Origin of the sequence: Phenylobacterium sp., from assembly GCF_030654915.1 — a bacterium.
Lineage (GTDB): Bacteria > Pseudomonadota > Alphaproteobacteria > Caulobacterales > Caulobacteraceae > Phenylobacterium.
In genome coordinates, this window is sequence record NZ_JAURWM010000242.1 from 1 (window position 1) to 11,113 (window position 11,113).

Annotated in this window: 12 protein-coding genes; all 12 read right to left on the reverse strand. The window is 64.4% G+C overall.

What is annotated here, in order from left to right:
* A partial coding sequence (locus Q7T84_RS12535; RefSeq protein WP_304809357.1) for an NADH-quinone oxidoreductase subunit M occupies positions 1 to 712 on the reverse strand: 712 nt, incomplete at its 3' end.
* Between the two features lie 15 nt (positions 713 to 727).
* A complete protein-coding gene (nuoL, locus tag Q7T84_RS12540) occupies positions 728 to 2,797 on the reverse strand; it encodes an NADH-quinone oxidoreductase subunit L (protein WP_304809359.1) in 2,070 nt (689 codons plus the stop codon).
* A gap of 11 nt (positions 2,798 to 2,808) precedes the next feature.
* A complete protein-coding gene (gene nuoK, locus Q7T84_RS12545) occupies positions 2,809 to 3,117 on the reverse strand; it encodes an NADH-quinone oxidoreductase subunit NuoK (protein ID WP_304809362.1) in 309 nt (102 codons plus the stop codon).
* Positions 3,114 to 3,719 (reverse strand): NADH-quinone oxidoreductase subunit J, encoded by a 606-nt coding sequence (locus Q7T84_RS12550; protein ID WP_304809364.1) that lies wholly within the window; start codon positions 3,717 to 3,719, stop codon positions 3,114 to 3,116. The genes nuoK and Q7T84_RS12550 overlap by 4 nt, the downstream gene beginning before the upstream one ends.
* A gap of 97 nt (positions 3,720 to 3,816) precedes the next feature.
* Positions 3,817 to 4,308 carry an NADH-quinone oxidoreductase subunit NuoI gene (nuoI, locus tag Q7T84_RS12555; RefSeq protein ID WP_304809382.1) on the reverse strand — a complete coding sequence of 164 codons (492 nt, stop codon included), beginning with the start codon at positions 4,306 to 4,308 and terminating at the stop codon, positions 3,817 to 3,819.
* Positions 4,309 to 4,316: 8 nt separating this feature from the next.
* Positions 4,317 to 4,523, reverse strand: a complete 207-nt coding sequence (locus Q7T84_RS12560) for a hypothetical protein (protein WP_304809366.1) — start codon at positions 4,521 to 4,523, stop codon at positions 4,317 to 4,319.
* Positions 4,520 to 5,605: an NADH-quinone oxidoreductase subunit NuoH gene (gene nuoH, locus Q7T84_RS12565; protein ID WP_304809368.1), complete on the reverse strand. Its 1,086-nt coding sequence runs from the start codon at positions 5,603 to 5,605 to the stop codon at positions 4,520 to 4,522. The genes Q7T84_RS12560 and nuoH overlap by 4 nt, the downstream gene beginning before the upstream one ends.
* A 4-nt stretch (positions 5,606 to 5,609) precedes the next feature.
* A complete protein-coding gene (gene nuoG, locus Q7T84_RS12570) occupies positions 5,610 to 7,655 on the reverse strand; it encodes an NADH-quinone oxidoreductase subunit NuoG (protein WP_304809370.1) in 2,046 nt (681 codons plus the stop codon).
* A gap of 4 nt (positions 7,656 to 7,659) precedes the next feature.
* Positions 7,660 to 8,976 (reverse strand): NADH-quinone oxidoreductase subunit NuoF, encoded by a 1,317-nt coding sequence (nuoF, locus tag Q7T84_RS12575; RefSeq protein WP_304809372.1) that lies wholly within the window; start codon positions 8,974 to 8,976, stop codon positions 7,660 to 7,662.
* Between the two features lie 58 nt (positions 8,977 to 9,034).
* Complete coding sequence (nuoE, locus tag Q7T84_RS12580) at positions 9,035 to 9,718, reverse strand: NADH-quinone oxidoreductase subunit NuoE (RefSeq protein ID WP_304809374.1); 684 nt, start codon at positions 9,716 to 9,718, stop codon at positions 9,035 to 9,037.
* A gap of 7 nt (positions 9,719 to 9,725) precedes the next feature.
* Positions 9,726 to 10,076, reverse strand: coding sequence for a nuclear transport factor 2 family protein (locus Q7T84_RS12585; RefSeq protein ID WP_235536680.1), 351 nt, complete (start codon positions 10,074 to 10,076; stop codon positions 9,726 to 9,728).
* Positions 10,073 to 11,113, reverse strand: a 1,041-nt coding sequence (locus Q7T84_RS12590) for an NADH-quinone oxidoreductase subunit D (RefSeq protein WP_304809380.1), incomplete at its 5' end; no start/stop codon positions are given. The genes Q7T84_RS12590 and Q7T84_RS12585, both read right to left, overlap by 4 nt.

The window sequence follows — 11,113 nt, forward strand, 5'->3', positions numbered from 1 at the left end:
GGGCGTCGGGCAGCCAGGTGTGGACCGGCCACATCGGCATCTTCACCGCGAACGAGGCGAAGAAGGCCAGCCACAGCCAGGTCTGGAGGTGCGGATCGAACTTGTAGTTCATCAGCTCGGGGATCGAGGAAGTGCCCGAGACGCCGATCATCAGCAGGATCGCGGCCAGCATCAGGACCGAACCCAGCAGGGTGTAGAGGAAGAACTTGTAGGCCGCGTAGACCCGACGCTTGCCGCCCCAGATGCCGATGATCAGGAACATCGGCACCAGGCCAAATTCGAAGAACAGGTAGAACAGCACCAGGTCCAGCGCGCAGAACACGCCGATGACCAGGGTTTCGAGCACCAGGAAGCAGACCATGTAGGCCGGCACCCGCTTGTCGATGGAGTTCCACGAGGCCGCGATGCAGATCGGCAGCAGGAAGGCGGTCAGCAGGACGAACAGGATCGAAATCCCGTCAACGCCCATGCGGTAGTGCAGGCCCGCGAACCAACTGGCGTCTTCCACGAACTGGAAGCCGGGATTGGCCGGATCGTACTGCGCCACCAGCAGGACTGACAGCGCCAGGGTCGCCAAGGTCGTGACCAGGGTGATCCACTTGACCGCGTTGACGGTCTTGGGGTCGTCAGCGGGACGGAGCGCCTGCAGAAGCAGGATCGCGGCGACGCCGATCAGCGGCGAGTAGGTGATAAGGGAGAGAATGCCGGTCATTGGATCGCCCTCCCCTTAAGCCCAGGCCCAGAGCGCGTAGGACAGCAGTCCCGCCACGCCGAGCAGCATCACGAACGCATAGTGGTAGACGTAGCCGCTCTGCAGGCGGCCAGCTCGCCGCCCCAGCTTGTAGGACAGAGCCGACACACCATCGGGGCCGAGACCGTCGATGATCTTCTGGTCGCCACCCTTCCAGAACAGGTCGCCCAGGAATTTGGCAGCACGCACGAAGGTCGCCTCATACAGTTCGTCGAAGAACCACTTGTTGTAGAGGAAGGTCCACAGCGGTCCCTTCCGAGCCGCGAGCGCCGCACCGAGGCCCTCGCGCATGATGTAGACGTAGTAGGCGATCCCGAAGCCGACGGCCGACACCACCAGCGGCGCCCACTTCACCCAGGTCGGGGAATGGTGAGCGTGTTCGAGGATGTGGTTGTCCGCGCCGTTGTAGATCGCCCCGCGCCAGAATTCCTTCCAGCCCTCGCCAACGAAGTGGTCGACGAAGACGTAGCCGGCCGCGACTGCGCCAAAGGCCAGCAGGATCAGCGGAACGAGCATGATCCAAGGGCTCTCGTGCGGCTTGTGATCGTGGCCGTGGCCATGGTCGTCGTGACCATTGGGCAGCGGCTCGTCATGGGTTTCGATCTGCGCCGAGCTGGCGTGATCGTCAGCCGCGTGGCCGTGACCGTCATCAGCCCACTTGGGGGTGCCGTGGAAGGTCATGAACGCCAGACGCCAGGAGTAGAAGGCCGTCAGACCGGCCGCGAACAGGCTGACCACGAAGGCGAAGTACGCCACGCCGCCGAACTGCTGGCCCGCCGCGAAGGCGCTCTCGATGATGGTGTCCTTGGAGTAGAAGCCCGCGAAACCGAGGTGCAGGCTCGGAATGCCAAAGCCGGTGATGGCCAAGGTCCCGATGGTCATGACCACGTAGGTGATCGGCAGGTACTTCCACAGGCCGCCCATCTTCCGCATGTCCTGCTCGTGGTGCATGCCGTGGATCACGGAGCCCGCGCCGAGGAACAGCAGCGCCTTGAAGAAAGCGTGGGTGAACAGGTGGAACATGGCCGCCTGATAGGCGCCGACGCCAGCGGCGAAGAACATGTAGCCGAGCTGCGAACAGGTCGAATAGGCGATGACCCGCTTGATGTCGTTCTGCGCCAAGCCGACCGTGGCCGCGAACAGCGCCGTAATGGCGCCGATCAGGGTCACGACCTGCTTGGTGTAGGGCGCGTACTCGAACATCGGCGAGAGCAGACAGACCATATAGACGCCCGCGGTCACCATGGTCGCGGCGTGGATCAGGGCCGAAACCGGAGTCGGGCCCTCCATCGCGTCCGGCAACCAGGTGTGCAGGAAGAACTGGGCCGACTTGCCCATCGCGCCGATGAACAGCAGGCCGCAGGCCAGATCCACCGCGTGCCAGTACGTGCCGGCGAACCACCAGCCCTGGTTGGCGAACTCAGGAACCTTCGGGAAGATCTCAGCGAATTGGATCGTGCCGAACATCCAGAAGACAGTCATGATGCCGAGCGCGAAGCCGAAATCGCCGACCCGGTTGACCACGAAAGCCTTAATGGAGGCGGCGTTGGCCGAGGGCTTCTTGAACCAGAATCCGATCAGCAGGTAGCTCGCGAGGCCCACGCCTTCCCAGCCGAAGAACAGCTGCATGAAGTCAGCGGCGGTCACCAGCGCCAGCATGGCGAAGGTGAACAGAGACAGATAGGCGAAGAAGCGCGGCTTTGAGTCGTCCTCGGCCATATAGCCCCACGAATAGACGTGGACGAGGCACGAGACGCTGGTCACGACCACCAGCATGACGGCCGAGAGGCCGTCGAGCCGGATCGACCAGTTCGACTGGAAGTCGCCGATATTGATGAACGGCAGCAGTTGGATGGTGAACGGCTCCAGGCCGCCCCACGTCCACTGGGCGAAGATCGTCCACGACAGGACGGCGGCCAGGATGAGCAGGCCGGTGGTCAGGGTCTGGGACGCCATGTTCCCGATGCGGCGGCCGAACAGGCCCGCCACGATCGCGCCGATCAGCGGCGCGAAGACCACGGTGGTGATGAGAGACTGCGGTGTCATATCGAGGTCCGTCAGCCCTTCATCACAGAGACGTCGTCCACGGCGATGTCGCCGCGGTTACGGAAGAAGGTGACAAGAATGGCGAGGCCGACGGCGGCTTCAGCAGCCGCCACGGTCAGCACGAACATCGCGAAGATCTGCCCCGTGACGTTGTGCAGATAGACCGAGAAGGCCACCAGGTTGATGTTCACGGCGAGCAGGATCAGCTCGATCGACATCAGGATGACGATGATGTTCTTGCGGTTCACGAAGATCCCGAACACCCCGATGGTGAACAGGATCGCGGCCACCGCGAGATAATGGGTGAGCCCGATGCTCATTGGTCGATCCCCTCGCCCGACTTGATCTGGACGATGCGCATGCCGGTCTTCGGCTCGCGGGCGACCTGATCCATGATGACCTGGCGGCGAACGCCCGGCTTATGGCGCAGGGTCAGCACGATGGCGCCGATCATGGCCACCAGCAGCACCAGCCCCGCGGCTTGGAAGAAGTAGACGTAGTCGGTGTAGAGCACCCGGCCGATGCTCTCGATGTTGGAGACATCGCCATGCACCATCGGCGTGTTCTTGGTCGCGCCCTGGGTCGCGACGGCGCTCGCCACCACGATCATCTCGATCGCCAGGATGCCGGCCACCAGGCCGCCGAGCGGCAAGTAGCGCGCGAAGCCCTGCCGCAGGGCGGCGAAGTCTACGTCCAGCATCATGACGACGAACAAGAACAGCACCGCGACCGCGCCGACGTAGACGACGACCAGCAGCATTGCGAGGAACTCGGCTCCCAAGGTCACGAACAAGCCCGCGGCCGAGAAGAAGCTGAGGATGAGGAACAGCACCGAGTGCACGGGGTTGCGGGCTGAAATCACCCCGAACCCGGCGCTTACGGTCACCGCCGCCAGCAGATAAAATGCGATCGCCAAGGCCATGACGGCTCTTCTCAGCCCCTTAGTTACTTAAGTCCCCCGCGCCGGCTGGAAGCCCGCGAGGACGACAATGGTTCGTCTCGGAATCGCGCCCGGGTTCTTACCGGTAGGGCGCGTCCAATTCCAGATTCTTAGCGATCTGCCGTTCCCAGCGGTCGCCGTTCGCGAGCAGACGTTCTTTGTCGTAGTAGAGCTCTTCGCGCGTCTCGACCGCGAACTCGATGTTCGGGCCCTCGACGATGGCGTCTACCGGGCAGGCCTCTTGGCACAGACCGCAGTAGATGCACTTCACCATGTCGATGTCGTAGCGCGTGGTCCGGCGGCTGCCATCGTCACGCGGTTCGGCCTCGATGGTGATGGCCTGGGCCGGGCAGATCGCTTCGCAGAGCTTGCAGGCGATGCAACGCTCTTCGCCGTTCGGATAGCGGCGCAGCACGTGTTCGCCACGGAACCGCGGCGATTGGGGCCCGCGCTCGTGCGGGTACTGCACGGTGGCCTTCGGCTTGATCATGTACTGCATCGCTAGGCCGAAGGCGCCGATGAAGTCCATCAGGGCCGCGCCCCGAACCGCTTGTGAAATCCGCTGCATCATCTCGCGGGTTACTTTCTCTTGCACGCGAAGTCGGACATGCGCTTGCCCGAGTTCTGGTCGTCCCGCATCAACTCTCCGCCCTTGGCCACACAGGCTTCGCGCGCATTCTTCAGCGCATCGTAGCTGGCCACGCCGCCGAGCGGATCAGGTCCGCCGGCCGACCCGGCGCAGGCGCCGAGGGAGATGAGAAGGAGGCTGGACATCAGGATCTTCATGCCCCGGTCGGTCCGAACACACGCCAGGCCGACACCAGCACGACCGCGACGAGCGAGGTCGGCAGGAACACCTTCCAGCCCAGGCGCATCAGTTGGTCGTAGCGATAGCGAGGCACGATCGCCTTCACCATGGCGATGAGGAAGAAGAAGAAGCAGATCTTCATCACGAACCACATCAGGCCGTAGAAGCTCTGCACCGTCGCCGGCCAGCTGTGAACGAAGCCGAAGTCGATCGGCGCCTGCCAGCCGCCGAAGAACAGCAGCGTGATCAGCGCGCACATCAGCACGATGCTGATCAGCTCGCCGATCATGAACAGCAGGAACGGCGAGGACGAGTATTCGACCTGATACCCGGCCACCAACTCCGATTCCGCTTCCGGAAGGTCGAAGGGAGGGCGGTTGGTTTCGGCCAGGGCCGAGAGGAAGAAGATCACCGCCATCGGGATCATGACCAGCGCCATCGGCAGATTGTGCAGGCCCTGACCGCCGAAGACGTTCCAGTTCCAGAAGCCGCCGGACTGCTGCACCACGATGCTCTGCAGATTCATGGTTCCGGACAGCAGGATCACGGTGACGATCACCAGGCCGATGGAGACTTCATACGAAACCATCTGCGCCGCCGACCGCAGGCTGCCCAGGAACGGATACTTCGAGTTCGAAGCCCAACCGCCCATGATGATGCCGTAGACGCCCAGCGACGAGATCGCGAACAGGTACAGCACACCCACATTGATATCGGCGACCACCCAGCCCGGCGCGAACGGGATCACCGCCCAACCGACCAGGGCCAAGGTGAAGGTCAGCACCGGGGCCAGCAGGAAGACGAACTTGTCGGCCCCGTCGGGGATGACGATTTCCTTCAGCACGAACTTGATCAAGTCGGCGAAGGACTGGAGCAGGCCGAATGGCCCGACCACGTTCGGGCCCTTGCGCATCTGCACGCCGGCCCAGATCTTGCGGTCGGCCAGCATGAAGAAGGCGAGCGCCACGAGCAGCGGCAGGATCACGGCCATGATCTGGGCGACCGTGATCAGCGTCCAACCGCCCGGCGTGGTCCAGAAGGTGTTGGCGACAGCGTCCATGCCCCTACTCCGCCGCGATCTTGGCGGCGCCGGAAACCACGGCGGCGCACTCAGCCATCGTGACGCTGGAGCGCGCGATGGGGTTAGTCAGATGGAAGACCTTCACCGCGCTCGCGAACGGCGCTTCGGAAAGCTCGCCCTTGGAACCGAGCGAGCCAAGGTCCAACGAGGCCGCGCCGGCGGGGCCGGCGACATAGTCCACCTGGCCAAAGCTCGGATGATCGGCGAACAGCTTGACCCGCAGTTGGGCCAGGGTGTCGTAGGGCAGCTTGGCGCCGAGGCGTTCGGAGAGCGCCCGCAGGATGGACCAATCTTCCTTGGCCTGTCCTTTCGGGAACACCGCGCGATAGCCGAACTGAACCCGGCCCTCGGTGTTGACGTAGATGCCGTCCTTCTCGGTATAGGCGGCGCCCGGCAGGATCACGTCGGCCAGGTGAGCGCCCGCGTCGCCGTGGGTGCCCAGATAGACCGTGAAGGCGTCCGAGCCCTTGGCGTCGATTTCGTCGGCGCCCAGCAGGAACAGCACGTCGAGCGCGCCCTTTTCCACCATTTCGCCGGCGCTCTTGCCGCCCTCGCCCGGAACGAAGCCCAGATCCAGACCGCCCACGCGGGCGGCGGCCGAGTGCAGCACGTTCCAGGTCATGCCGAAGGTCTTGGCGGCGGCGCCCGCCGCGGCCAGGACGGCCGCGCCGTCAGCCCGCGCCAGCGCTCCAGCGCCGACGATGATCGCCGGTTTCTTGGCGTCCTTCAGGGCGGTGACGAAGTCGCTCTTGTCGCGCGAGAGACCCGAAAGGGTCTGCGGCCCGGCGCCGAGATAATCGTAGCCGTAGGTCAGGTCGGTCTGTTCGCCGATCACGCCCACGCGCAGAGCGCCAGCCAGCCAACGCTTGCGCAGGCGCGCGTTGAACACCGGAGCCTCGAGGCGCGGATTGGTCCCGACCAGCAAGATCACGTCGGCGTCTTCGATGCCGGCGATGGTGGAATTCAGCAGCCAGCTCTCACGCGGGCCGGCGCCCAGCGCCATGCCGTCCTGCCGGCAATCGAGGTTCTTCACCCCCATGCCGCCAAACAGGTCGAGCGCCGCCTTCATCGACTCGGCGTCCTGCACGTCGCCGGCGATGACGCCGACGCGATCAGGCGTGGTCGCCTTCACCTTGGATGCGATCAGCTCGAAAGCCTCGGCCCAGGTCGTGGGCTGCAGGCGGCCGCCCTTGCGCAGGAAAGGCTGGTCAAGACGCTGACGCGACAGGCCATCGACCGCATAGCGCGTCTTGTCGCTGATCCACTCTTCGTTGATGTCTTCGTTCAGGCGCGGCAGCACACGCAGCACGGCCGGGCCGCGGCTGTCGACCCGGATGGCCGAGCCGAGCGCGTCCATCACGTCCACGCTCTCGGTCTTCTTCAATTCCCAAGGACGGGCGTTGAAGGCGTAGGGCTTGGAGGTGAGCGCGCCGACCGGGCAGAGGTCGATCACGTTGGCGGACAGTTCCGAGGTGACGGACTTGTCCAGATAAGTCGTGATTTCAACGTCTTCGCCGCGAGAGATGAGACCAATTTCCGGCACGCCGGCCACTTCGGTGATGAAGCGGACGCAGCGCGTGCACTGGATGCAGCGGGTCATGACCGTCTTGATCAACGGCCCCATGTACTTCTCTTCGACCGCGCGCTTGTTGTCGGCGTAGCGGCTGTCGTCGCGGCCATAACCCATGGCCTGATCTTGCAGATCGCACTCGCCGCCCTGGTCGCAGATCGGGCAGTCGAGGGGGTGGTTGATCAGCAGGAACTCCATCACCCCTTCCCGCGCCTTCTTGACCATGGGCGAGTTGGTGATGATCTCATTGCCTTCGGCGGCCGGCAGCGCGCACGAAGCTTGCGGCTTCGGCGGGCCAGGCTTGACCTCGACCAGGCACATCCGGCAGTTGCCGGCGATGCTGAGACGTTCGTGATAGCAGAAGCGCGGGATCTCTTCCCCGGCCAGTTCCGCGACCTGCAGAACCGTCATGCCGGGCTCGAACTCGACCTCGACGCCGTTGACTGTGGCTTTTGGCATGCCGCTACTCCGCCGCCGCCAGGGTCGCGCCCTGCACGTGCGGCTTGCCGATACGGTAGTTGGTGATCCGCTCTTCGACCTCGTGGCGGAAGTGGCGGAACAGGCCCTGGATCGGCCATGCCGCAGCATCGCCGAGACCACAGATGGTGTGGCCTTCGACCTGGCTGGCGACGTCGAGCAGGAGATCGATCTCCTTCATCTCGGCTTCACCCGTCGCCATGCGTTCCATGACCCGCCACATCCAGCCGGTGCCTTCACGGCACGGCGTGCACTGGCCGCAGCTCTCGTGCTTGTAGAAGTACGAGGCGCGCGCGATGGCCCGGACCAGATCGGCGTCCTTGTCCATCACGATCATGGTGGCGGTGCCCAAGCCCGAGCGGCGCCCGGCGAGGTCGTCGAAGTCCATCAGCGCGACCTCGGCCTCTTCGGCCGGGATCATGCGCATCGAAATCCCGCCTGGAATCACGGCCTTCAGATTGCTCCAACCGCCGCGCACGCCGCCGAAGTGGTCTTCGATCAGCTGGCGCATCGGGATCGACATGGCCTCTTCGACCACGCAGGGCTTGTTGACGTGGCCCGAGGCCGCCATCAGCTTGATGCCTGAGTTCTTCGGACGGCCGAAACCGGCGAACCAGTCGGCGCCGCGGCGCAGGATGGTGCCGACGACCGAGATCGACTCGACGTTGTTGATGGTGGTCGGTGCGCCGTAGATGCCGGCGCCCGCGGGGAACGGCGGCTTCAGGCGCGGCTGGCCCTTCTTGCCTTCCAGGCTCTCCATCAGCGCGGTTTCGTCGCCGCAGATATAGGCCCCGCCACCGTGGGTGACATGAAGGTCGAAGTCCCAACCGTGGACGTTGCCCTTGCCGATCAGCTTAGCCTCATAGGCTTGCTTGATCGCCGCTTCCAGGCGCTCGCGCTCATGCACGTATTCGCCGCGGATGTAGATGTAGGCCGTGTGGGCGCGGATGGCGTAGCTGGCCACCAAGCATCCCTCGATCAGCAGATGCGGATCGTTGCGGATGATCTCGCGGTCCTTACAGGCGCCAGGCTCGGACTCGTCGGCGTTGACGACCAGGAAGTGCGGTCGCTCGCTTTCGGCCTTCGGCATGAAGGTCCACTTCAAACCCGTTGGGAAACCGCCGCCGCCGCGTCCGCGCAGGCCCGATTCCTTGATCTGATCGCAGATCCACTCCGGGGTCTGCTTCAGCATTTCGCGGGTGCCGTTCCAGCAGCCGCGCGCCTTCGCGCCCTCTAGGCCCCAATCATGGACGCCGTAGAGGTTCGTGAAGATGCGGTCCTTGTCTTCGAGGATGCCGACCAAGGCCCCTACACTCCCTTTTGCGCAGGGCGAACAACGCCCGCGACGAAAATCATGCTGCTCACGCCGCCGGCTCCTTGGCGCCCTTGGTAGGCTTGGGCGCGTTCGGGAGAGACTTAATGGGCTTGGCGCGGCTGCCGTCATAGAGCGACGGATCGATCAACACGAGCGGTCCGCCCTCGGGCGACGAGCCCTGGCGGCCGGTGGCCGAGCCCGGCGCCGGCGTACGGCCCGCGGCGAACTCGTCGAGCAGCTTGTCGAAGCTCTCGACCGTGAGGTCTTCGTAGTAATAGTCGTTGATCATCGCCATCGGCGCGTTCGAACAGGCGCCAAGGCACTCGACTTCCTGCCAGTAGAACTTGCCGTCGGCCGAGCGGTGATCCTTCGGACCCAGCCGCTTCTTGCAGTGGGCCAGCAGGTCGTTCGCGCCGCGCAGGGCGCAAGGCGTGGTGCCGCAGACCTGGACCAGCGCATGCGTGCCGACCGGCTCCAGCATGAACATGGTGTAGAAGGTCGCGACCTCCAGCACCCGGATCTTGGCCATGCCGAGCATTTCGGCGACAGCGCGGATGGCGGGCTCGGAAACCCAGCCCTCCTGCTTTTGAACCAGCCACAGGATCGGGATCACCGCCGACTGCTGCTTACCGGCCGGGTATTTCGAGATCCACCACTGCGCCTGCTCCAGGCTCTCTTTCGAGAGGGCGAAGCTCGCAGGCTGGTTCGGGGAGAGGCGGCGAACGCTCAAGCGATCCTCACTTCACGAAGTCGACGCGGACGATCTTGGCGTCGGCGATGGTGTAGATGGCGGCGACCTCGAAGGGATCGGCGTCCGGCGAACGCTTCACTCGCTCATGGTCGATGACGCGGGCGCCGACCACGATGCGGTTCAGCAGCTCGGCGTGATTCTGCGGAAAGTCCGCGAACACCTGCTCGTACTTGGCGCGATAGGCCGCGATGCCGCTGATCGTCACCGCCCCGTTCAGGTCGGCGACCACGACGTCGTCGGCGAAGCACGCGCAGTGACCGTCGAGGTCATGGGCGTTGTAGGCCTCGAGCTGGGCCTCGGCCACGTCGAAGGGGCTGATGCAGGCAGGCGCGCTCAACGGTCGATCTCCCCGAACACGATATCCAGCGACCCGAGGATCGCCGAGACGTCGGCCAGCATGTGGCCGCGATTGATCCAGTCCATGGCCATCAGGTGCGGATAGCCCGGCGCGCGGATCTTGCAGCGATAGGGTTTGTTGGTGCCGTCCGACACCAGGAACACGCCGAATTCGCCCTTGGGGGCTTCGACGCAGGAATAGACCTCGCCCGGCGGGGTGCGGAAGCCTTCGGTGTAGAGCTTGAAGTGGTGGATCAGCGCTTCCATCGAACGCTTCATCTCGCCACGGCGCGGCGGCGCGAACTTGTTGTCCTCGGTCATGACCGGACCAGGGGTTTTCTTAAGCCGCGCGACGCACTGCTGAATGATCCTGACGGACTCGCGCATCTCCTGCATGCGGCAGAGATAACGGTCGTAGCAGTCGCCGTTCACGCCCAGCGGAATATCGAACTCGAAGTCGTCGTAGCACTCGTAGGGCTGATTGCGGCGTAGGTCCCACGCGATGCCCGAGCCACGCACCATCACGCCCGAGAAGCCCCAGGTGATCGCCTCTTCCTTGGTCACCACGCCGATGTCGACGTTGCGCTGCTTGAAGATGCGGTTGCCGGTGATCAGCTTGTCGATGTCTCCGATCGGCCGCGCGAACGCATCGGCCCAATCGCCGATGTCATTTACGAGGGCCTCGGGCAGGTCCTGGTGGACGCCGCCCGGACGGAAGTAGTTGGCGTGCAGCCGGGCGCCGCAGGCGCGCTCGTAGAACACCATCAGCTTTTCGCGCTCTTCGAAGCCCCACAGCGGCGGGGTGAGCGCGCCCACGTCCATCGCCTGCGTGGTGACGTTGAGCAGGTGGTTCAGGACCCGGCCGATTTCCGAGAACATCACCCGGATCAGCGAACCGCGGATCGGAACCTCAAGATCCAGCAGTTTCTCGATAGCCAGACAGAACGCGTGTTCCTGGTTCATCGGCGCCACGTAGTCGAGGCGGTCGAAGTACGGGATGTTCTGGAGGTAGGTCCGGTACTCCATCAGCTTTTCAGT

What these genes read in the sequence shown, in the direction of transcription:
- nuoL (WP_304809359.1), bottom strand. Translation starts at nt 2,797, where the DNA reads ATGACACCGCAGTCTCTCATCACCACCGTGGTCTTCGCGCCGCTGATC.
- nuoK (WP_304809362.1), bottom strand. Translation starts at nt 3,117, where the DNA reads ATGAGCATCGGGCTCACCCATTATCTCGCGGTGGCCGCGATCCTGTTC.
- Q7T84_RS12550 (WP_304809364.1), bottom strand. Translation starts at nt 3,719, where the DNA reads ATGGCCTTGGCGATCGCATTTTATCTGCTGGCGGCGGTGACCGTAAGC.
- nuoI (WP_304809382.1), bottom strand. Translation starts at nt 4,308, where the DNA reads ATGATGCAGCGGATTTCACAAGCGGTTCGGGGCGCGGCCCTGATGGAC.
- Q7T84_RS12560 (WP_304809366.1), bottom strand. Translation starts at nt 4,523, where the DNA reads ATGAAGATCCTGATGTCCAGCCTCCTTCTCATCTCCCTCGGCGCCTGC.
- nuoH (WP_304809368.1), bottom strand. Translation starts at nt 5,605, where the DNA reads ATGGACGCTGTCGCCAACACCTTCTGGACCACGCCGGGCGGTTGGACG.
- nuoG (WP_304809370.1), bottom strand. Translation starts at nt 7,655, where the DNA reads ATGCCAAAAGCCACAGTCAACGGCGTCGAGGTCGAGTTCGAGCCCGGC.